20 protein-coding genes and 4 pseudogenes are annotated in these 20000 nt (G+C 69.2%); 14 read left to right on the forward strand and 10 right to left on the reverse strand.

Going from position 1 to position 20000, the window contains the following annotated elements:
* The first annotated feature begins 128 nt into the window (after nt 1-128).
* From ABEB07_RS33515 to ABEB07_RS33525, 3 genes are all read left to right on the forward strand, one after another.
* Complete coding sequence (locus ABEB07_RS33515; protein WP_345671792.1) at nt 129-1154, forward strand: NucA/NucB deoxyribonuclease domain-containing protein; 1026 nt, start codon at nt 129-131, stop codon at nt 1152-1154.
* 76 nt (nt 1155-1230) lie between these two features.
* Nucleotides 1231-2100, forward strand: coding sequence for a DUF6924 domain-containing protein (locus ABEB07_RS33520; protein ID WP_345671793.1), 870 nt, complete (start codon nt 1231-1233; stop codon nt 2098-2100).
* Between the two features lie 1451 nt (nt 2101-3551).
* Nucleotides 3552-4538: a helix-turn-helix domain-containing protein gene (locus ABEB07_RS33525; RefSeq protein WP_345671796.1), complete on the forward strand. Its 987-nt coding sequence runs from the start codon at nt 3552-3554 to the stop codon at nt 4536-4538.
* Between the two features lie 187 nt (nt 4539-4725).
* Here the strand turns inward: ABEB07_RS33525 and ABEB07_RS33530 are convergent, their stop codons facing one another.
* From ABEB07_RS33530 to ABEB07_RS33545, 4 genes and pseudogenes are all read right to left on the reverse strand, one after another.
* Nucleotides 4726-5628, reverse strand: coding sequence for a hypothetical protein (locus ABEB07_RS33530; protein WP_345671797.1), 903 nt, complete (start codon nt 5626-5628; stop codon nt 4726-4728).
* Between the two features lie 74 nt (nt 5629-5702).
* Nucleotides 5703-6080, reverse strand: coding sequence for a peptidase inhibitor family I36 protein (locus ABEB07_RS33535; RefSeq protein ID WP_345671798.1), 378 nt, complete (start codon nt 6078-6080; stop codon nt 5703-5705).
* Nucleotides 6081-6474: 394 nt separating this feature from the next.
* A complete protein-coding gene (locus tag ABEB07_RS33540; protein ID WP_345671838.1) occupies nt 6475-6618 on the reverse strand; it encodes a hypothetical protein in 144 nt (47 codons plus the stop codon).
* Nucleotides 6619-6643: 25 nt separating this feature from the next.
* Nucleotides 6644-6973, reverse strand: a pseudogene (locus ABEB07_RS33545) (hypothetical protein); the annotation flags it as partial.
* 5 nt (nt 6974-6978) lie between these two features.
* Between ABEB07_RS33545 and ABEB07_RS33550 the strand changes: the two are divergent.
* The 4 genes and pseudogenes from ABEB07_RS33550 to ABEB07_RS33570 form a co-directional block, all read left to right on the forward strand.
* Nucleotides 6979-7374: pseudogene (locus ABEB07_RS33550) on the forward strand (transposase family protein); the annotation flags it as partial.
* A gap of 1167 nt (nt 7375-8541) precedes the next feature.
* Nucleotides 8542-8772: a hypothetical protein gene (locus ABEB07_RS33560; RefSeq protein WP_345671800.1), complete on the forward strand. Its 231-nt coding sequence runs from the start codon at nt 8542-8544 to the stop codon at nt 8770-8772.
* Between the two features lie 2 nt (nt 8773-8774).
* The gene (locus ABEB07_RS33565) at nt 8775-9671 is read left to right on the forward strand and encodes a sigma-70 family RNA polymerase sigma factor (protein WP_345671835.1); all 897 of its coding nucleotides are present in this window, start codon (nt 8775-8777) and stop codon (nt 9669-9671) included.
* Nucleotides 9668-10504: a hypothetical protein gene (locus tag ABEB07_RS33570; protein ID WP_345671801.1), complete on the forward strand. Its 837-nt coding sequence runs from the start codon at nt 9668-9670 to the stop codon at nt 10502-10504. The genes ABEB07_RS33565 and ABEB07_RS33570 overlap by 4 nt, the downstream gene beginning before the upstream one ends.
* Before the next feature lie 57 nt (nt 10505-10561).
* Here the strand turns inward: ABEB07_RS33570 and ABEB07_RS33575 are convergent, their stop codons facing one another.
* A complete protein-coding gene (locus ABEB07_RS33575; protein WP_345671803.1) occupies nt 10562-10741 on the reverse strand; it encodes a hypothetical protein in 180 nt (59 codons plus the stop codon).
* 20 nt (nt 10742-10761) lie between these two features.
* Between ABEB07_RS33575 and ABEB07_RS33580 the strand changes: the two are divergent.
* A pseudogene (locus ABEB07_RS33580) lies at nt 10762-11435 on the forward strand (MFS transporter); the annotation flags it as partial.
* Between the two features lie 175 nt (nt 11436-11610).
* Here ABEB07_RS33580 and ABEB07_RS33585 read toward each other — a convergent pair.
* Nucleotides 11611-11742 (reverse strand): hypothetical protein, encoded by a 132-nt coding sequence (locus tag ABEB07_RS33585; protein ID WP_345671804.1) that lies wholly within the window; start codon nt 11740-11742, stop codon nt 11611-11613.
* 544 nt (nt 11743-12286) lie between these two features.
* Here ABEB07_RS33585 and ABEB07_RS33590 point away from each other — a divergent pair.
* Nucleotides 12287-12616: pseudogene (locus ABEB07_RS33590) on the forward strand (IS630 family transposase); the annotation flags it as partial.
* A gap of 110 nt (nt 12617-12726) precedes the next feature.
* Here the strand turns inward: ABEB07_RS33590 and ABEB07_RS33595 are convergent.
* Nucleotides 12727-13266, reverse strand: a complete 540-nt coding sequence (locus ABEB07_RS33595; RefSeq protein WP_345671807.1) for a GNAT family N-acetyltransferase — start codon at nt 13264-13266, stop codon at nt 12727-12729.
* Nucleotides 13263-14534 carry an XRE family transcriptional regulator gene (locus ABEB07_RS33600; RefSeq protein ID WP_345671808.1) on the reverse strand — a complete coding sequence of 424 codons (1272 nt, stop codon included), beginning with the start codon at nt 14532-14534 and terminating at the stop codon, nt 13263-13265. The genes ABEB07_RS33595 and ABEB07_RS33600 overlap by 4 nt, the downstream gene beginning before the upstream one ends.
* A gap of 629 nt (nt 14535-15163) precedes the next feature.
* On the opposite strand from ABEB07_RS33600, the gene ABEB07_RS33605 reads away from it, so the two are divergent.
* The 3 genes from ABEB07_RS33605 to ABEB07_RS33615 all read left to right on the forward strand — a co-directional run bounded on the left by ABEB07_RS33605 (nt 15164) and on the right by ABEB07_RS33615 (nt 17626).
* Complete coding sequence (locus tag ABEB07_RS33605; RefSeq protein WP_345671809.1) at nt 15164-16099, forward strand: DUF6415 family natural product biosynthesis protein; 936 nt, start codon at nt 15164-15166, stop codon at nt 16097-16099.
* Nucleotides 16092-16541: an ATP-binding protein gene (locus ABEB07_RS33610; protein WP_345671810.1), complete on the forward strand. Its 450-nt coding sequence runs from the start codon at nt 16092-16094 to the stop codon at nt 16539-16541. The genes ABEB07_RS33605 and ABEB07_RS33610 overlap by 8 nt, the downstream gene beginning before the upstream one ends.
* A 488-nt stretch (nt 16542-17029) precedes the next feature.
* Nucleotides 17030-17626 carry a hypothetical protein gene (locus tag ABEB07_RS33615; protein WP_345671811.1) on the forward strand — a complete coding sequence of 199 codons (597 nt, stop codon included), beginning with the start codon at nt 17030-17032 and terminating at the stop codon, nt 17624-17626.
* Between the two features lie 517 nt (nt 17627-18143).
* Here the strand turns inward: ABEB07_RS33615 and ABEB07_RS33620 are convergent.
* A complete protein-coding gene (locus ABEB07_RS33620; RefSeq protein ID WP_345671812.1) occupies nt 18144-18290 on the reverse strand; it encodes a hypothetical protein in 147 nt (48 codons plus the stop codon).
* Here ABEB07_RS33620 and ABEB07_RS33625 point away from each other — a divergent pair.
* Together ABEB07_RS33625 and ABEB07_RS39350 are read left to right on the forward strand one after the other, a co-directional pair.
* Nucleotides 18289-18489, forward strand: coding sequence for a hypothetical protein (locus tag ABEB07_RS33625; protein WP_345671813.1), 201 nt, complete (start codon nt 18289-18291; stop codon nt 18487-18489). The genes ABEB07_RS33620 and ABEB07_RS33625 overlap by 2 nt on opposite strands.
* A gap of 47 nt (nt 18490-18536) precedes the next feature.
* Complete coding sequence (locus ABEB07_RS39350) at nt 18537-19016, forward strand: winged helix-turn-helix domain-containing protein (RefSeq protein ID WP_425589128.1); 480 nt, start codon at nt 18537-18539, stop codon at nt 19014-19016.
* Nucleotides 19017-19158: 142 nt separating this feature from the next.
* On the opposite strand, the gene ABEB07_RS33635 is transcribed toward ABEB07_RS39350, so the two are convergent.
* The gene (locus ABEB07_RS33635) at nt 19159-19623 is read right to left on the reverse strand and encodes a hypothetical protein (protein ID WP_345671839.1); all 465 of its coding nucleotides are present in this window, start codon (nt 19621-19623) and stop codon (nt 19159-19161) included.
* Nucleotides 19624-20000 lie beyond the last annotated feature (377 nt).

Genomic DNA, 20000 nt, shown 5'->3' on the forward strand with positions numbered 1-20000 from the left:
GAGTTCTACCAGCCCGGACCGGCCCGCCATGGAGCCTCGACAAGATCCGAACCCCGAACAGTCCCTAGTGTGTCCGCCGCACGGGCGGCAGCCCTGACCCGCTGTCGTCCTTCCACCAACGAGGGGACATGCTCATGCGGACCTGCGCGCCACGGAAAGCAGCCATCGGAACAGCTCTCGCAACGCTCATCCTGACCGGCATCAGCGCCACGACCGCGCAGGCCGCGCCCGCGCAGTACAGCATCACCGTCACCCAGACCAAGCCGGTGAAGACTGCCTTCGTCTCCACCGCGGCGGCCGCGAGCTGCCGCATCAACACCATCACGATCACCCGCACGAGTATGTGCATGGACATCGGCGCCCGGCTCAACATCCTGCAGAACGGCAAGCCGGTCGGCTACGCGACCTTCGACATCAAACACTCCATGACCTTGCAGACCAGCAAGCTCAAGTGGGGCGAGAGCTTCACCGTCGGCAAAGCCATCCTCGTCAACGCCTCAGGCGTGCGCATGAGCGTCTCGGTCGGGGGCGGCAAGGGCGTCAAGACCGCCGTGAAGTTCCCCCAGGGCTCAACTCTCGGCCCCGCCCACAAGGGAACCGTCGGCTACGCAGCAAGCGTCGCGAAGAAGAAGCAGCTCACGAGCCCGGCCTCCTACCGGTTCACCTTCACCAAGCCCGGCTACACGCCCGGCGCCTTCACCTACAACTCGGCGAAGTACCGCTGCGACGACACGTTCTGGGGCCCCACCAAGCGCACCAAGAACCCCGGCTGCGTCTTCCCCTCCTTCCCACCCACCTTTACCCTCTCCCGCAGAGACGCACAGGTGAAGCAGTCCGCGAAGCACATCTACGACGCCCAGCGCAAGATCGCCGGCCACCCGGGCGCCTCCACGCCCCTGCACCGCATCACCGACGCGAAAACCATCGCGGCTCACCGCAAGGCGATGTGCGCCAAGGTGCACAACCCCGACCCCAAGAAGTACGACTGCGACGAATACCCCTTCGCCGCCAGTAAGGAAGGCGGCAACCCGAGCCGGGGCAGCACCCGCATCATCTCCGCCGGTGACAACCGCAGCGCCGGCGCCCGCCTCGGCGGCTTCTACAAGAGCCAGCGCGTCCTCAACGGCGACGCCTACTACGTCCACATCAAGTAAGACCGACACCGCGCCTGCCGCACTGGCCCCGGGCACCACGTAACCAGCAGGCACCGCACTGACGATGGGGTTCTCCATGCCGCGCTCCAACTGGCCCCTGCTCACAGGCCGCACCCGGCCGCTGAAGATGAAGGAGTGGGGCGACCTGGCCATCATGGACCCCGACGCCGGCACACAGCCACACGGGCGCGGACTCCTGGCGGCCGGGAAGGACTGGCTGCACATCGACGCCGGCAGCGCTCTGGAGAACCCCGTCGTCACCCTCTACGCCGGAGCCGATCCGGGAACGGAAAGCGGCTGGGAGGAGGTCGAAGAAGCCACCATGGTCTCCACGACCGGCTTCCTCGCCCTGTGCGACAGCGGATATGAGCCGGTACGCAAGGAGAACCTCGCTACCGCCGGCACCGGCCCCTATCTGATCCGCGTCCATGCCAGCGACCGCTCGACGGACGGAAAGAGGCCCCGCTTCCTCATCCAGATCATCCCCGGCGACCGCACAGGCGCCGAGGACGATCTTGCGGCTCCCATGATCGAGGAGGCTGCAGGCCCCCTCCTGATCCGGACGTCCTTCACACAGCCAGACCAATGGGCACGCCTGCTCGAAGCCCTCGCAGGCAGCTCGGAGCACTACGAGTCGATCACCGTCATCGACAACCCGCTCTACGCGGGCTTCACGGCCGACCGGCTCCAGCAGCGCATCGGCCGCGACGAGGAGGGCTGGCCCCACAGCACTCTCCTCCTCATCGCCGACGAACAGACCCTGGCCTCCACGGAGCGGCCGCTGCTGGCAGTGAACAACCTGCCCGATGAGGACGACAGCCCGTTCAGGATCACCCTCGCAGCAGCCGGCTCCCTCGTCGTCAACATGGAACTGGGCAACACGAGCTTCGGCGACTGGGCCCCAGGAGCAGACGCCGACGGCGTCTACCGGAAGAAGCACTACTGACCACGCCTGTCCCCAGGCACGCCTCGTGTTGGCGCCCTGATGCTCCAGTGATGCGCTAGCCCGGCGGAGCGCCGGGACCCGGCGGAGCTGGAGCCGCGGGCGGTGGAAGTCTCTGAGCAGGAGAGCGACGGCGCTCTCGCGCTGATGGACACCATGGCCCGTGAGGACCTGGAGGGCGAGGAGCTGGGGGCACCTGCACCGAGACCGTGAAGCGGGTGATCGAGGCCGAGCGCGAGCACCGCGAGCCGGCCGGGGTACTGAGCCTTTCCAACTTCAGGTTGAGGCGTGACGAAGGGCGGGGATGGTCTTCACGGTGGCGGTGACCCGGTTGGTGCTACAGCGGAGTTTCCGCGGGAGGCACCAGCTCTTCAGCGCGGCCGTGGCTTGCTCGCCGGGGCAGCGGATGCTGGCGTGGGTGCTGTTGTGTCGACGTGGCCGCAGCTTGAGACGCAGGCCGCGGAAGGGCGCCCGGGTGGTGCCGCCGGCGCCTTGATACGCCGTGTCCGCCCAGCACTTCGCCTCCGCGTCGCGGGGGCGTAGTCGCCGGCAGCACCGGTGTCGTGGCGAGCGCCGGGAACGGTGGGTGATGCCGGCAGCAGTCGACCTGCTGCATCGGCGATGACCTACCACGCCGAGCCGGGCACGTCGGACATGGCGGCGCCGACCCGGTGGGGAGCTACCGGGGAACTGCGCACCGACCGGTGACCGGTCGGTGCGGGCTCGGTGACCGGTTCGCGGCCTCGCGAGAGGCGATCCGGTTCGTGCGACCGACCGCGCGGCCCATCGTATTGCGCACCGCGAGCCCCGGCCGGGTGCGGGGCGCCATGAGCCTGGAGGGCAGTCCGATGCGTCGCTGCCGTGGACCTGCCTCGCGGCGGAGCCGCGACGCGTAGGCGGCGTAGGCGCGGGTGTGGTCACCGGGGTGGGCGGCGAGCTCTTCTGCGAGGCGTACGCGCCCGCCATCGCCATGGTGGAGCGGTCGCCCGGCAGGGCTGTCGCCGCCGCCGCGTTCCCGAGCAGTACGACCCGTCCGCGGGACCACGAGGCACCCGGACGGTGGTCAGGGGGTCGAAGAACGGAGCCGGGTGGTCGAGGAACGCCGCCACGAGTTCCGGTGCCCGCCACCGCACGTCGGCGTTGGCGTCGGCCACGGGTCTGCTGGTGAAGGGTGACGTTCTTGCGGTCGTGGGGCGCCGGCTGTGCGGTGAGGGCGAAGGCGAGGGGCCGACCGGCAGTGGCGGAGGCGGGTTCCGAGCAGGCGCGACGACAGGGTCGGGCCATCCGGCGCACATCCCCGCTGTCGCGTTGGGTCAACCTCCTCAGGGCGTGAACCGCTATTCCCTTTTGGCGCATAAGGGGCTTCTTCGTGTCGTCACCGTAAGAGATCATGCGGTGGTGGAGATTTTGCCTTGTCGTCTCTCGGGGCGACAGTCGACTGGGTGAGATGCGTAGTGTTCACGATTCTTGACCTGGATGTGCCCGAAGAGGACCGCTTCGATGCGTTCCGTGAAACCGTGGCCCGGGACATGGCTCCGCATGACATCGTTGCCGACGACGTCTCCTTTTTCCCCGCCTCGGTCACAATGCTGTCATTGGGGGAGGGAATCGGTGTTTCGAGCCTGGCCTTCCCCGCGATGCGGTCCATTCGTACGCATCGCCTCATCCGACATTCTGATCCTGAGATCTGGATACTGGCCCTCATCGTCGAGGGCGGCATGCACAGGGAACAAGGACGCAACCGAGTCAGTCCACGACCGGGCGAGTTGGCCCTGTATGACAGTTCCCAACCGTTCTGGGCTTCGGTGACGACTGACGAACTGGCTCGGTCCGTCGTCCTGCACCTGCCCCGACGCTCCGTACCCGTTCCGGAGCAGGCGCTTCGCCGGCTGGTGGCGACCGTTCTGCCGTCCGAGACGGGCTTCGGCGCCCTGCTGCGGCAGTTGCTCAGCGGGCTGATCGAGCAAGGGCCGGCACTGGGTGACGCACACCTGCCACGCCTGTCCTCCATGGTGCTCGAACTGACCACGGCCTTCCTGGGGAGTCTCTGCGAAGCCGACGGCGCGCAGACCTGCGCGGCGCGCAAGACGGCGCGACTGCTGCAGGTCAAGTCCTTCGTCCGCCGTCGGCTGAACGATCCGGAACTCACCCCCGCCATGGTGGCCGCGGCCCACCACGTCTCGCTCCGCACCCTGCACTACCTGTTCCGCGAGGACGGTTGGACCGTCGGAGAGTTCCTGCGTGAGCAACGCCTGGAGCAGTGCCGAGGCGACCTCGCCAACCCCCGACTGGCCGACTGGACCATCGCGGCGATCGGAGCCAGGGCGGGCTTCCGTGACGCCTCCGCTTTCAGCAGGGCGTTCAGGTCCCGATACGGGGTCCCGCCGGGCGAATACCGCAGAAGTCTGGAGGTGGAGCCGATGACACCGCTCGAATCCTGACGGGGCGTTCCCGAGTCCGCCGTCTGCACCGCGGGACGGCTACGGGCGCAGCGGGATTGGCGGACGCGTGGTGAGGCCACTGCCGACGAGTCAGGGAGGCACGCACACCGCTACGGGACACCCGCGAACCGCCGTGCGGGATCGACTCCTCGCGACGTGATGCGGAGGAACGCTCTGCTCGTGGTCATCACGGTGTGCGGGCCGCCCTGGCCAGTGCTGCGGCCCGCAGGGTCGCGAGTTCGCCCAGGCGCTGTTCGTGTCCTCGGGCCACCAACTGCTCCGCGTCGTTCTGTGCGGCTCGTACCGCCGGCTCGATCCGAGCCTGCTTCTGGCAGTCGGCGTCCTTCCTCGCCTGGGTCAGCAGCGCTTCGAAGGCCGCCTGACCGGCGGTCCGATCGCCGCGTGTCCGCTCCATGCGACGGTCCGCATCGGGGCGTACGTTCCCCAACGTGGTGACCGCATAACCCGCCCGGCCCATGCACTCGGCCCACTTCCGTTGCGCTGCGGCGACCCGGGGGTCGCGCCGTACCCTTTCGACGACCTCGGCGTACAGCGTCTCCTCGCCGTACAGCAGCGGTGTCCACTTCGCGCCGTAGAGTTCGGTCTGAGCCGTGTAGAAACACCCGTCGGTGCGGACGGCGATCTGACCGCCGTCCTCCAGGGCGACGGTCCTCTGATGCGTGGGGGTGCCGAGAAGAGCGGAGCGCTCCCGGTCGGACAGCCGGTCATCCGCCGGGGCCTTCGACCCGTGGAGTCCGTAGCCGTGTTGTGCCGCCTCCCCACCGTCGAGCAGACCGTACGGGTTCGGCAGCGCCGTTGACGCCTCCCCTTTGGCGACGACGGCGAAGTCCATCCCGCGAGCCCGCATGCAGCGCCTGGTCAGCACGTCCTCGGCGTGGTGGAGCGAGCGCTGCTGTGCATCGGAGAACTGGAGGGAGGCGAAGGGCTCGGGCAGTGCGCCGTCGTCCCCCTGTGCGCCCTCACCGGTCGAGCGCCAGGAGCCGGTGAGGGCCAGCAGTCCGATCAAGGTCACCGTGGCCGTGAACACCGCTGTCAGTGCCGCGACCGTGCGCCGTGATGGCCGTTTCATCCGGTTCTCTCCTCATCCCCTGCGTGGAGGGCCCGTGCCCTCGGGGTACCGACGAGGGCACGGGCCATGCCGGGTCAGCTGGCGGTGCACCAGTGGTTGCTCTGGATGCCCGTGGTGCGGTACTCGGGGATGTTGGCGAGGTTCGGGTAGCCCTGACCTCGACTCAGGGTGTGCTTGACGCCCTGATAATTGGGCTTGGACCACAGGTAGGCCGTGCAGCTGACTCCGTTGTTGAAGATCGACTGGACGTAGCGGTACTTCGGGTACTGCCGCAGGTCCGCGTTGTTGTCCTTCACGGGGCCCGCTCCTCCCTGGTAGTTCTCCTGCGGGTAGGCGCACAGGTACTGCGAGGGACAGTCGCTCGGGGCGGCCGCCGCCGGAGTGGCGGCCGCCCCGGCGGTCACCAGCGAGGCGGTGAGCCCCGCGGCCGCCAGAAACACACGCATCTTCATGAGGACCTCCTGCTGTGATCGCGTTCCTCCACCGGGCGACGCAGATCCAGGCTTCCAGCCGCCCTGCGTGCCGTCATTGGGCGTCCGCGCAGCACCCGTTGGCATACCGTGCAGCGGATCGGGCCGGATGGACGTCTGTCGGCCCCTACGACGAGGACTGGGGGCCACGACGGCGAGAGGAGGGATGACACCGTGATTCCCATGATCACCGCGCCCGTGTCCCGCCGGCGTTGCGGATTAGGTCTGACCCCGAAGTCACGCGCCGGGAAGTCGGGCTGACTGCGTCGGACGGCGGCCCCTTGCGCCGGAGGCCTGCGCACCTCGCCTTCGACGCGTACCTGCCGCAGAGCGGATTCCGCGGTTCGGCGCGGTCGTAGGAGTGCACCTGGAACGGCTACGCGTTGCTGCGGAACGCGCTGGGGACGCCCGCGCCGGGGCCCTGTGGCGGCCAGTCGTGGGCGGGATCCTCGGCGAGCAGCGGCCGGAGGGCGCCGAGCACCGCCGCGCCGGACCAGGGTGAGAGAGCGGGTGTAGCCACCCATCTCCAGCGGCACCACCAGCTCCGCTCCGTCACGGAGTTGCTCGTGCCAGGCCGGGGCGATGTCCGACGCGTTGTGTTTGATCACCACCTCGTCGAAGCCGCGGGCGGGGAGGTGTCCCGGCGCGCCAAGACCGCCGTCGCCGAGCATGGCGGTGATCCGGCCGCTGCCGGCCTCCACGCACAGGCGTCGTGTGCGGTGCACCACGTACGGGTCGACGTCCATCGTGACCACCCGGCCGGCTGGCTCCACGACGTGGGCGAGCAGCCCGGCGTTGTACCCGCCAGAGCCGACCTCAAGGACAGTCGCCCTGGCTTCAGCCGGAGCTGCTCGGCCATATCGGCCTGGAGCCATGCTGTAAGAAGCACGGCATGAACGTCCAAGTGATCGCCGACCCGGCGGGACGGTTGCTGTGGGCCCCGCTCGCGCTGCCGGGATCTGTCCACGACATCAAGGTCGCGCGAACCCATGGCATCATCGGTGCCCTGGCGGGGGGCGGGGTGGATTGCTGGGCCGACAAGGGCTACCGGGGCGCCGCCGGCACCGTGCGAGTTCCCCACTGGGGACGCTGGGAGACTCTCTCCCCTGGTCAGCGGGCTGTCAACTGCTCACAAGCGAAGATCCGTGTACTCGGCGAACAGGCCATGGCCACCCTTAGAATCTGGCGGCTTATGCGCAAACTGCGATGCTCTACCAGCCGTATCACCAGCCTCGTCCAGGCCGATGTCACTGTGCACCTGACATGCACAAACTGAGGTTGGACAAGGCTCACTGGACCCGATAGCCGCCTCCTCGCTCGTGCTGCCCGCGGGCAGATGGCCGCTGCGCTCGACGAGGACCAGGAGCCCGAGGCCGATGATCCCAAAGCGCAGCCGATCTGGAGCGGCCCCGGACACCGATGTCCAAGGCCGCCACGAAGCAGGAACTGCGTTAGCAGCGCCGCCGACTCCAGGACGCTGCTATCACCCCGCCCCGCTGCCGCACCAGACGTGCGCAGCCTTGGTCGGCGGTCCGCTGGGCGGACTGCGGCTCGACACCACGGGCCGGCGGCCGGAAGTGGTGAATGACGGCGTCGCCCTGATGGCCGAGCTGCCCCGGCGGCCGGGCGCTGTACGACCCCCGCCCCGACGACCCGCGCCCGTCGGGCGGTCCGGGTGTGGTGCGGCGCTTCTACTGCTTCGGTGACACGCCCTGACCATAGACCCGACCATGGCGACGGCCAGGCCGATCGGGAGCGGCCGGGTGACCATGCTGCCGTCGACCCCGGCCGTGACGGCGGATGGTCGGCGGGGTGCGGGAGGTCTCCTGGGTGGGGAAGGATCGCGGCGAGGGCGACGCCGACTTGTACGGGGATGCCGCCACCGGCGAGACAGATCATGGACGTCCGCGTCTTGGCCGGGACGCCGCGGTCTCGGTCGCTGGCCGCGTCTGAGCGAGCGGTGCTGTGCGGGTACGCGGCCTCGGGGGCGTTGTCGGTGGTCTGCGCTACGGTCGTCTCCCCCTTGTAGGGGGTGCTGTTCCCCGCCCGGCCTCTATGACAGGCCGGGCGGGGCGCGCGGCGCGTTCCCCCCTTTTTCTCGGCACGGGGGCACGCCGTTCTTCCGGATGGAAGGTCCGACACCGAAGTGTCTTGTCTCCATATGACGGCGTGCGGGATGCAATTGCAAGGAGAACCGGGAACTTCACCCGCTGGGCGCCCACTGTGTGCTGTACGTGCACCCGTTCGGTCATCTCCCGGGTCCCGTCTGACCGTCCGCGACTCCTAATGTTCCGTGATTCTTCGATCACGTCGCGTGATCTTGGTGTGCCGGTCCATGCTGATGATCCTCCAACGGCGGCTCGGCACCCGTCCGTTGGAGGACCTCTTCGGCGTGGTCTCTTCCGGATGGCCACGCCAGTCCGACTCCGAAATTAGGAAGATCATGAGCAGGAAGCACATAGCGGCAGCAATGGTGCTGGCGCTGGTGGTGTTGGCGGTGTTCGCCTGGAGCCTGGCGATGGCGGCGATGGGCCAGGCCGCCCTCATCGCCGTGCTGGCCCCGATCCTGGGACTGACCGTCAACCAGGTCATGCGCGGGTCCCACTCGCGCACCACGCCGGCCTCCGGGCACCGTGTGGCGCCGGTGCCCGACAAGGAGGACGGCGCACCGTGACCATGCTCCCCGCACCGGGGCCGGCCTCCGAGCCGGCCCCGGCCCGCCCGGGCCGCAAGCTGGGCCCCATCTCCGGCACGGTCGGCAGCGCGCACCGCGCCTGGCTGGAGCCGACCCGCGAGCGCTACCTCTCCAGCGGCCGGACCCTGAACGAACTCAGCTTCCACGTGCTGCTGGCCAAGTCCAAACTGTCCGAGTTACTGCGCGGCCTAGGGCACTACCCGCGCTGGGAGGTCATCCACCGCTTGGCTGCCGTCCTCGACATCCCCAGCTGGCCGCTGTACCGGCTGTGGAAACAAGCCGCCCTGGACGCGGGCAAGAGCCGCGACTGGATCGACCGGTCCACCGAGGGCGCCACCGCCGTGACCACCGCCCCCTCCGGCCCGCCCATCGAGCACGGAGCCCTGCGCCTGATGGCCGAAGAGGGCTACCTCGCCTACGCCGGCGTCTTCCTCACCGGCGACGCCCGCGACTGGGCGGTGGACGACGCCTTCGCCATCCTCTGGCTCAACTTCGACGAGGCCCTGGCCAGCCCCGACATCCGCCGCTTCGCCTGGGACCTGCTGCGCGCCACGGTCAAGGCCAGGGCCGACCACCGTGACGAGCGGCCCTTGCTGGGCGAGGCCGCCTTCGACACCGTCGCCCTGCACGAGGCGAGCACCGTGGAGGACCAGGCCGAACAGCTGGCCGAGAGCCTGGAGCTGTTCGCGGCGATCAGCAGACTGCCCGACGCCCAGCTCGACGTGATGGTGCTGCGCTACATGTGCGGCTTCCCTCCCAAGAAGGTCTCAGACCTCCTCGGTGTTCCACTGGCCACCGTACGGTCCTGCGAACGCCACGCCCACCGCTTCCTGGACGACACCATCGAGCCCTCCGCGACCGAAGGACCCACCCCGTGACCACACTCGCAGACATCCTCTCCAGGGCCCTGCTCACCTCCGAACGCACCGTGCCCCGCGACACCGTCCCGCCACAGGGCGCCGGCTCCAAAATCCGGCCAGTGACCACCGGAGTCGAGACACCGGACACAGCCGCGGCCGCGGACCTACGGGCACTGTGCGAGACCGTGGTCCGGCACACCCCGGCCACCGCGATCGCCGCCTTCGTCACCGACCAGGTCCCCGAACCCCGCAGCGCACTGGTCCTGGCCTGCGTGCTACAGCTCACCGACACCGCCGACGGCGCCCGGTTCTGGTGGCAGTACGCCGCCGGCGCCGGCCAGCCCGCCGCCGCCTACTGCCTCTACCTCCACCACCTCGCCCTCGGCGAAACCTACGCCGCCCGCTGGTGGCACAGCCAGACCAACACGGTGCAGGACAAGCCCACCGCCCGCACCTCCCGCCGCAAGCACACCACCGTCCTGTGGGACAACGACCTGATGCCCGCCGTCCTCCACGACGGCGACGGCGCCTCCACCACAACGCTGCTGCGCCTCCTGCGGCGTCTGGCCAGCCACGTTCCCCGGCCACGGTCAGCCGTGGCCGCAGAGCTGATGACCTATATGCCCATCGCGGTGGCCGTCGGCTACCTGCGCGCGCCCGGCTTCGAGATGCCCCTGCCCGGCCCCGACTTCGCCCGCCAGATCCGCAACCTGCTGACCGCAGCCGCTGAACGGCCCGACGGCCCCAGCGACCTGCCGCCCCGCCCCCAGCCCCGCCCCGCCCGACATCAAGGCGCCCACCCGTCCCAGCGGCGAAGGCACCGCCCAGTCGACGAGGCAGCCACCCGCTGAAGCCGCCACCCCCCAGGACCGACCCCCTGGGGGGCAAGCTCACGCCGGACCCCGCGCTCACATGCTGTCCAGGCCGCCGATCTGATCGAAACCCTGTAGCAGCGGAGTCAGCTCCTGCGCGCAGCCGCACAGCGTGCACAGCTGCGTCACCAAGTTGTCCGCGACGTTCAACGCGCGCTCCACATCGAGCAGCGGCGCGCCCTCGGGCGCTTCCTCCCAGCCCGGCGCGTGCAGCACACCCCGGGCCGGGACCCGCCCTGCGCGCACCTTCGCCAGGACCCGCCTTCGCCGTCCGCAACCCCCAGATCACCGCCGCCACCGGTTGGCCGGCCGGGGCGACCACCGCGGCGTTCTCCCTCGCTCTGGTCGTCTCCGTACTCGCCGGGATCCGTGTCGGCCGCATCCTCGACCAGCGCTGCCCCCGCGCAGTCATGACCGTCGGCTCCGAGCTCGGCGTGGTCAGCCTGGTGATCGTGTCCGCAGTCCCCAACCCCGCGGTGTTCACCGCTGGTTGGATACTTGCCCCACTTGCGATGGCGTCCACGTCCTACCAGCCCGCGTTCGCCGCCCTCACCCGCTGGTGGGCTTCCGATCACGTGCGCGCCCTGACGATCGTCACCCTCGTCGGCGGCCTCGCCTCCACCGTCTTCGCACCCTTGACCGCGGCCCTCGCCGACCACCTGTCCTGGCACCACACCTACCTCGTGCTTGCCGCCGTCCAGCCGCCGTCACCATCCCAGCCCACGCCTCGGCCCTACGCACGCCCTGGCCCGACGCCCCAAACAGCACGGCACACAAGGCCGAAGGAGCTGAGGATGTCGGGCGCAGCCGGCCGTTCCTCCTGCTCGCCGCCGCCTTCACCCTGTCCGGCTTCGCGATGTATGCCGTCGTCGCCCTCGTCCCGCTCCTGTTGGAACGGGGGTACACCACTGGAGGAGGCCGGTGCCGGGGATGTTCACCCCGGTGAGGATCAAGGTGACGTCCAGGCCCATGAAGGCCCGCATGAAGTCCAGGACGTCCTGATCGCCGGCGCGGTGCATCCGCAGGCGGTTGATGTCGTCGATGATGAGCACCTTGCCGCCGTGGTCCCTGAGCGATTCGGCGACCTACCGGACCAGCTGGGGCAGGGTCAGGCTCCGGGACGGTGCCTTGAAGAAGTTCAGGATGGTGACGCAGATGCTCTTCGGCGTCGCGGTGACCGGAGTCTGGAGGTAGGCGACCGGGGAGTACAGGCCCACTGTGCCCGCAACGGACGCCGGGTTAACCGAATTGTGCAGCCGCAGCCAGCAAACTGTCGCCGGAGGAGCAGAAGGCGTGCTCCCCGCGTCTGCGGGGATGGTCCCGTCACCGAGCGCGCCCCGGTCCCTGCTGGCACGTGCTCCCCGAGCCTGCGGGGGTGGTCTCGTCGGTTTCGTCTCCTGACCCGGCCGGCCGCCGTCTGTCCGCCGTCGTGCCTGCCGCGTACGGTGACGGGCAGGACCTGCCAGGAAAAAGTCCGTCATGAGTGCTCCGTCCGACTACGTACCCGTCTTGTGGTCGGCGGTGCCTGCTCCGGCTGCGGCCGCGCAGGTCCGCGGGTGCCATGCCGCCGTGTGGGGGCCGGTGTTCGGGCGGGACTGGGCCTGTGTCCTGGAGGATGTGCGGCACAGTTGCAGCGTCGCCCTTGGGCACGGCGTGGTGCGTGCCTTGCAGGGCCATCTGGCCGCGGCGGGCCGTGGAGGCGTTCGTCGTCTCCGGGACGGGCGACTTCGGGGGCGTGGACCTGGCTGACGTCCTCGGCCCGTCGACGGCGTCCACCAGTTCGTCAAGGCGCCGATCGTGCTGGTCTGGCACCGCCTCAACACCTACGTGTGCCACCGCATGCGCAAACTGATCGCCGAACGCGAATGGCTGACGGTGTTCCTGCTGGTCGTCTACTTGCCCGACCTCAACCCCGTCGAGTGGGCGTGGGGACACGTCAAGCGCAGCCTGGCCAACCTCGCCGTGGTCGCCGTCGACCGGCTCGAGACGCTCGCCCGCAACCAGCTAAAACGCCTCCAATACCGGCCCGAAACCCTCGACGGCTTCATAGCCGGCACCGGTCTGGCGCTCGATGAACTCGCGTCACCTTAACGAGCCGGAGTCAGTAGCGCCCGTGCTGGTGAGTTCCGGGTCGTGAACTGGACCCGCTGCGTCCAGTTCCTGTTGGCCGGGGGCGGAGTGTGGATTGCCGGTTGTGTGGGTCAGTGGGTGGTGCGGGCCATGACGGTGAGGAGTGGGGAGGCGGGGGAGGGTTGGCTGTGTCCGAGGTCGTGGTAGCCCCAGGATTGGTAGAGCGCGTGTACCTTGCCTTGGCCGGCTGCTGGGTTGACCATGAGCGTCGTGTATGGCTCGTCCCGGCTGGCCAGGAGGGTGTCGTGGATGCGCCGGGCGGTGCCGGTGCCGCGCCAGGCCAGGCGTACGCCGATTTCTTTGATGGCCAGGGCTGGACGCTGGGTATAGTGGGCCGGCGGTGGCGGGGTGGTGCGTTGCCAGTACCGGTCGCCGTGTTCGATGGCGTTGGCGTAGGCGTAGCCGACGGGCTGGCCGTCCGCGTATGCCAGGACGGCGGCGAATCCCGGCTCGCGCCCGTGGCGGTCCAGGCGCTCGCCGAATGCGGTCACTTGGTAGTTCGGCAGGTGCAGCAGGGGTGCGCGCACCTCGGCGTACACGTCGAGCAGGTCGCCGCGCACGTCTTCGAGTGTGGTGAACGTGCGCAGTTCGATGGCGGGTGCCGTGGTCATGTGCTGGCCCTCCAGGTGGCCGTGTGCTCGGTCCAGGTCGTCAGGACGGGGCTGCGGGGCGCTGTGGCCCGCAGCGCGGCTCCGAACTCCATCAGCATGCGCGATACCCGGGCGTGCTGGGTAGCGGCGGCCGCCGGGACCTTCATGGCCGCATAGACTGCGGCCTCTGCTTCGCCCTGGGCGAGTTGGGCGTGCGCGAGGCGGGTGGTGGTGATGGCCCGGGACCGGGCCATGTGGGGGCGTAGGGCGGCCAGGCAGCGGTGCGCGTGGGATTCGGCGGCCGGGTGGTTGCCGAGGGACAGGTACGCGCAAAGGGCAAGCGAGTGCAGTTCGGCGTGGTCGTAGAAGGCGAGCAGCCACACAGGCCGGGGGGCGGTGGGGCTGGCGCGCTGCATGGCGTCCTGTGCCTGGTCGAGGGAGCGTTGCAGGCCGGTGCGGTCCTGTGCCGCGCCGCAGATGGCGGCCTGTCGGGCGAGTCCGAGGGAGGCGAACATGGGGTCGCGTCGGGTGAGGTGCAGATTGCGGGCTACCGCGTTGGCGGCCAGGGCGTCAGCGGGACGGCCCATGTGGCGGTACATGGTGCCCGCATGGGACCAGATCCGGAACTTGATCGCCTGGTCGCCGGACATCTCGGCGAGCGACTGGGCTTCACGCATGTGTCGTTGGGCGTCCTCGTAACGGCGGCCGTCGATGGCCGCCCACATCGCGGAGGACCGGAACGCCGCGGCGGCGGCGTACAGATGGCTGCGCACGCGCTGGGTGGCCGCGCCGGCGTTCTGTAGGTTCAGTGCCTCGTCGGCCAGGGCGGCGGCGCGCTGCTCGGTGTCGAGCTGTCCGCCGTGGCGGTGGTCGCTGGCGATGATCTCTGTGAATCGCTGCTGGAGCCGCTCCACGTCGCTGATGCCGATGCGGCGGGGTGCGGTGCCGGGGGCTGCTGCGACGGCGGCGGTGATGCCGCCGATGAGAGTACGGCGTCTCATATCGGGGTCCTCCTGCTGAGGGGCGGGGATGCGCTGACCCCGGGCCCGTGGCACGAACCCTAATTCGTCAGCGGGCAAGCCTGTGACGTTCTCAAGAGCTCTGCGGGTCAGCGCGTTCGGCCAGCGGACGCGGCCGGACTTCCAGGCGCGAACGGATGAGCCGTCATGGCCTCCGGCTCGGCCGGTCAGCTGCTCGATGGCGGTATTGACCGCTTCCGCCAGGCTGTTGGCACTGTGGCCGTGCTCCTTCATCCACGCCTCGAAGACTGTATTGCGCGGGGCGCTCATGCACGCACCGTAGCGTCACCGATCCAATGCGTCAGGTAAATGGTGAGTCAAATCCACCTAGGGGGCGACGACTGGTTGCCTCGTCATCGTCCTATCCGCGCAGGATACGCACGCAGTTGTCTGGTCGCAGCTGCCCCCGTCAGCGGGACGGCTGGTGACCGGGCCCTCCCGAACGCGCTGAGGGGGGCCACTCCGACCTACCCCAAAGGCGTGATGATGTCCAGAACAGCCGCGCAAATGACAGCGAACCGCCACTCCCCCCACCCGCTCCAGGCCTCTGAGCCCGATGCGACGGCATGCGGCCAGAACACCGACGCCCCGTGCTTGGCGGAAACCTCCACGAGTCCGGTGACAGAGCCGGTGCCGCTCCCACCCCGCACGACCGCCCCTGCCATTCCGCTGCCGGACCCCCACGTGACGGCCAAGCATGTCCTGCAAGGGCGGGCGTTGACCGGCACCCAGACGCCCCAGAACCTGGTGGACGCACAGCCGGTGGTGATGCAACGGGACCGCAGGGCTACTGGCACGCGCTGGCCTCTGCAGGCCGTCGACGAGGCCGAGCCGGCCCACGTCGGCCGAACTCCATGCCTGTCCCGCACCTGCGTTGACGCGTTGGTGGGGGTGGGGTCATGACGGGCTGGACGCCGGATGCTCCTGTCGAGGAGATCTCGGGGTGGTTGTTGTCGGCTGCGGTTCGTGACGCTGAGACAGCGAGCGGGGCTTGGGCGGAGAAGGACGTGATGCTGTTGCGGTGCGGGGTGGTTTTCGATGCGGTGCGGGTGCCGTTGGACGTGGTGGTGGCTGCTGCGGGGGCCGTGGGTTCTGCTGCGCTGGAGGGCTTTGTGAACGGGGCGTTGTATGGGGCGCCGGTCTTCCGTAGTGGATGTGGGCGGTGGCTGTTCGTGTTGTGTGAGCCGGGTGGTGTGCGGGACTGGGCGGCGCCGGGGGCGGAGTACTGGGGCGAGGGGCGTCAGCTCGGTGTTCCGCGCCCGGACCTGGTGCAGCGTCCGGGCCGGGGGCGGGGGGTGTCGTGCTGGGTTGTTCCTCCGGTCGTTGTGGGCCGGTTGGGGCGTGCTCATGCGGTGTCTCAGCTGGTGGCGTGGGGCCGTTTCTGTCTGGCGGGCACGTCTCCCAATCCGGAGTACCGGCCGCGCGAGGAGGTCGGGGTCGATCTGGATGCGGCCTGTCGGCTGCGCGAGGAGGCTGGGGTCGATCTCGATGCGGCGGGCCGGCTGCATGAGCGGGTCCTCGACCTGACGAGCGGGATGCCGCATCGTGTTCCGCCACGCGGCCGGCTGGAGCCGGCTGTCGCGCAGTTGCGCGGGCATGTGGAGGATCTGGTCCGCGTAGTGGGGGAGGTGATCGCGGGGGAGGAGGACTGCGCCGACCGGCAGGCGACCGAGTGGCTCCTCGTCCGCACCCACACCGCGCTCACCGCGAAGGCACCGATCACCGACCGGGAGGCCGCTGTGCAGGCCGAGGACCTGGCCCTGTGCTGCCGCACCCTCGTCGGCGTCCACCAGCGCAAAACACAGAACACCGAAAGGGGGTGCCGCGGTGAATGAGACCCTGCCGAAACTACGCAATATGGTCCACTGGCAGACCCTTACGGGTGCCGACAACCCGTCGGCGCTGACCGTCCGGCTGCGCCGGGAGGCCGCATCCGTGCCCATCTGCCGCCACCTGGTCCGCCAGACCCTCACCGACTGGAATCTTCCACAGACAGCGGACACCGCCGAACTCGTCGTCGCCGAACTCGCCTCTAACACCATCCGCCACACCCACCACAAAACCTTTCGCCTCACGCTGCGCCGCATGCCCGGCGGCGTGATTCGGGTGACTCTCACGGACAGGAGTCGGGCGTTGCCGGCGCCGAGGGATGCGGGCGTCGATGATCTCGGAGGGCGGGGTCTGGCGCTGGTGGATGTGCTGGCGCAGGCGTGGGGGACCGACCGCCTGCTATGGGGCAAACGCATCTGGGCCGATCTCGCAGGAGATGCGCCATGAGACCGGCACTCCATACCCGGCAATAGAGGTTCGACGTCTGCTGAGCAGCGGGCAACGGGGATAGCAGACGGCGGACGGACAGCACGCGGCGAACAAGACCGTGATTACACGCTGCCACAGGTGTGTTTGTGGCACGTCGGCGAACACTCGCCGTAGAACGAAACGCGTGCCTACCGCCTCGCCACCCTCCATGACCCCCGCCGCGCCATGCGGCGTTGGAGCCAAGCGGGCATCTGCTGGGACCCAGCTTCGAGTGCATCCCCGCTACGCCTGTCAGGAGCCATCACACCTCGCCTTGACCGTCCTCGACAGGCAATACGCCGCCGGCCAGTCAAGTGCCTCTGACCTGCGATGGTCGGTCTTGTGGTCGGGGTGCTGACGGGTGGTGGTCGGGCCTGTGGTCAGGGCTCGGCTACCTGGATTGTGACGTTGAGTGGCTGTTCCATTACAGTGAGGGCTGATGTGATGGCGGCTGATGAGGACTCGGTATGGGACTGACAGCACGCGCCCGCCGGACGGGGGCGTCGTTGGCCGGCGCGGCAGTTCTCGCCGGGCTGCTGGCCGGGTGCGGTCAGGGCGACGGGAACGGGAAGGCGAAGGCACTCCCGACACCGGCCCGGTCGCGGGACACGATCGGTGCGACGGCGCCGACGCCCACGAACCCGGAGGCAGTGGAAAAAGCTGCGGTCCTGGCCGCATATGACGGTATGACGACCGAGCAGACGAAGGCATACCAGAAGGCTTCGAAGAAGGGCACCCGGCTTGAAAAGTACGCAACCTTGAACGCTCTGTCGAAGATCGATCTAGACCTATACCGGATGAAGGAGGCCGGGACGGTCGTGCGCGGAGGAATCGGCCACGACGCCACAGTGACGCGCCTTGACCTGAAGGCCACAATCCCTACGGCCTCGCTGTCGGACTGCGTCGACCTCTCCACGTACCAGACGTACGACGTCCGGGCGAAGAAAGTGATCCGGCTGCCGTCCGCCCAGCCGCTGCACTACATGGCGACCGCGAAAGCGGAACGCTGGTCGGGCCGCTGGCTGGTGACCGACATCGACACCACCCAGGGTGGCCCGTGCTGAGACGAACGACGGCCACGGTGGCCTCGGTCATCATGCTCGCTCCTGTCGCGCACGCCCAGGACGGCCCCAGCGCGGGACTGTGCGAGGGGTCGTCGATGTACGTACAGGTCTGCGCCCAGGACAGCAGCAGCACACCAGGAAGAGGCAGACCCGCCAAGGGCGGGCCCACCGCCAACTTCCCGCGTCCGGACGACTCGAACCCACCGAAGTGCCTCTACGAAAAAGTCGTTCCCCAGCCTCCTGAAGATAACCTGGCCATGCAGGAAGGCAGGCGGCAAGGAGGCAAGGGAGCGGCCTACCGCGTCGTATGCCCGGACACGGGCCGTATCGGTGTGGTCTGGGTCGGGGACAGGGCACGCCCTGCCCCGGCTGCGCCTGCGGTTGATCCGGAGGTTGTCGCGCGCCGGGCGGTGGACGCGATGCGGTTGGACGGCCCGGCGATCGTCTCGCCGCGGTCGGTGGGCCGGTACACGGTCGGTGTGCCGATGTGGCTGTGGGTCCGGCCAACCCCGACCACCTATGGTCCGGTCACGGCCAGGGCGAGCGCGGGCCGGGTCATGGTGAGGGCGACCGCCCGTGTCACCGCGATCCGCTGGGAGATGGGCGACGGAGCTACCGTCACCTGCGCCGGTCCGGGCACGGCGTACTCTGCGGCGGCGGGCATGAGCGACTCCCCGGACTGCGGCCACCGCTACACCCGGATCAGTACCGGCCAGCCTAGCGGACGCTACCCGGTCACCGCCACCTCGACCTGGACCATCACCTGGCAGGCCGAGGGCGGCCTCGCGGACGCGGGCACCTTCACCGAGACCCGCTTCAGCACCACCAGCGCCCGCGTCGGCGAGCTCCAGGTCGTGAACTGACCCCCGCCCCCCTACTGAAATTTTCGTAAGTTCGGTGGGTGTGCTGGGTGTGTGGGTGGAAGGATGTCTGGGTAGCTTATCGACCTTCCCCCTCAACTGCAGGCTCCTCTCTTCCTCCGCTGTCACGGCCGCAGTTGGCGGATGCACGGCGTGTTCGGGCAGTCGAGTTGTTCGAGGACGGCGTCTCCAACGCGGAGATCGCGAGGGCCATAGGGGTGTGTAGCGAGAGTGTGCGGCGCTGGCGTCGGGTGTGGGAGCAAGGCGGTGCTTCGGCCCCGCGGCGTGCGGCCACCGGACGCCCGCCCAAGCTGGACGACACCCAGGTCGAGAGGGTCCGGGCCGCGTTGGAGCAAGGTGCCCAGGCTCATGGTTTCGAGGCCGACCTGTGGACTCTGGAACGAGTCGGCACGGTCGTCACCCGGGCAACGGGGGTCGTGCTGTCGAGGGCGTCGATGTGGCGGCTGCTGACCGGCCGGCTCGGATGGAGCCTGCAACGGCCCGAGCGGCGGGCGGTCGAGCGGGACTAGTCGGAGATCGCCCGCTGGATCGCGCACGAGTGGCCGCGCATCAAAAAGGGGGCCGTGAACACACGTGCCTGGATCGTCTTCCTCGACGAATCAGGCGTCTCCCTAGGCTCTGCCAAGAGTTCCGTGAAGCGGTGACGGGACGTCATGCGAGGAGGACTCGCTTGCGTAAGAGTGGGATTGAGGCCCGTCCGTACATCTGTCGTTTGAGCATCTTGATCCGGTTGACGTGGCCTTCGACGGGAGTCGCCCCGGCCAGCGACGGGCCGGTCCTGAGGACCTCGAGCTCGTTGCCGCGCAGCTCTGCGGGAACGACGGTCAGTTCGGCCCCGTCGTTCTTCAGGGCACTACGGACGGTGAGATAGCCGGCCGGGTCCCGCTCGGCAGACGTGATTATCAGCGCCAGACCGTTTTGCCCCTGAAGTTCGGCCAGCGGTGTGCCGGCCCGCCCCTCCTGTGGAGCGGAGCTGCCGGCATCGGAGGCGGCCGCCAGCGCGCGGTCCTGCTGCGGGCTGCCGTCCGAACAGGCCGCCGCTCCGAGCATCAGCCCTGCCGTGATCGCCAGCGCCGCGAGGTGCCTGCCCAGAGTCGCGGTGGTCCAAGTGCGCATGGAACTGCGTCCTTTCGGTGAGGAGTCCGCACGGGAGGAGGCTGCGTGGCCGCCGGGGCCCCGATGGCAGGCGGGCGGCGGGAGCATCGTCATCGGACGGGCGGGAGCGTGGGCCACACGGTGATCACGTCACGTCACCGTCGAGCGTCACGTGCCGGTCCGGGAACCGGCCGCGGACCAGGTGCAGGTCGTCCAGGTCGAATTCGCCGGTTCCTTCGAGCACGCAAGCGCTCCCGATGTGCGAGACGGCCCGCGTCCGCAGGGGCCACACTTCCGCCTCGCTTCCTTCATTGCTGCGAATTGCGCCAGTCGCTTGTGTCATCTGGCATCCCCAAAAGTCCGTGCAGGCAGGGTGTCTTTGAGTCGTCGGCACCTTG

The organism is Streptomyces similanensis, from assembly GCF_039543625.1.
Classification (GTDB): domain Bacteria; phylum Actinomycetota; class Actinomycetes; order Streptomycetales; family Streptomycetaceae; genus Streptomyces; species Streptomyces similanensis.

Bases quoted from the DNA above. Each gene is read 5' to 3' on its own strand.
- ABEB07_RS33515 (WP_345671792.1), top strand. From the start codon at position 129: ATGCTCATGCGGACCTGCGCGCCACGGAAAGCAGCCATCGGAACAGCT.
- ABEB07_RS33520 (WP_345671793.1), top strand. From the start codon at position 1,231: ATGCCGCGCTCCAACTGGCCCCTGCTCACAGGCCGCACCCGGCCGCTG.
- ABEB07_RS33530 (WP_345671797.1), bottom strand. From the start codon at position 5,628: ATGAAACGGCCATCACGGCGCACGGTCGCGGCACTGACAGCGGTGTTC.
- ABEB07_RS33535 (WP_345671798.1), bottom strand. From the start codon at position 6,080: ATGAAGATGCGTGTGTTTCTGGCGGCCGCGGGGCTCACCGCCTCGCTG.
- ABEB07_RS33560 (WP_345671800.1), top strand. From the start codon at position 8,542: ATGAGCAGGAAGCACATAGCGGCAGCAATGGTGCTGGCGCTGGTGGTG.
- ABEB07_RS33565 (WP_345671835.1), top strand. From the start codon at position 8,775: ATGCTCCCCGCACCGGGGCCGGCCTCCGAGCCGGCCCCGGCCCGCCCG.
- ABEB07_RS33595 (WP_345671807.1), bottom strand. From the start codon at position 13,266: ATGACCACGGCACCCGCCATCGAACTGCGCACGTTCACCACACTCGAA.
- ABEB07_RS33600 (WP_345671808.1), bottom strand. From the start codon at position 14,534: ATGAGCGCCCCGCGCAATACAGTCTTCGAGGCGTGGATGAAGGAGCAC.
- ABEB07_RS33605 (WP_345671809.1), top strand. From the start codon at position 15,164: ATGACGGGCTGGACGCCGGATGCTCCTGTCGAGGAGATCTCGGGGTGG.
- ABEB07_RS33615 (WP_345671811.1), top strand. From the start codon at position 17,030: ATGGGACTGACAGCACGCGCCCGCCGGACGGGGGCGTCGTTGGCCGGC.
- ABEB07_RS33625 (WP_345671813.1), top strand. From the start codon at position 18,289: ATGAGCGACTCCCCGGACTGCGGCCACCGCTACACCCGGATCAGTACC.
- ABEB07_RS33620 (WP_345671812.1), bottom strand. From the start codon at position 18,290: ATGCCCGCCGCCGCAGAGTACGCCGTGCCCGGACCGGCGCAGGTGACG.
- ABEB07_RS33635 (WP_345671839.1), bottom strand. From the start codon at position 19,623: ATGCGCACTTGGACCACCGCGACTCTGGGCAGGCACCTCGCGGCGCTG.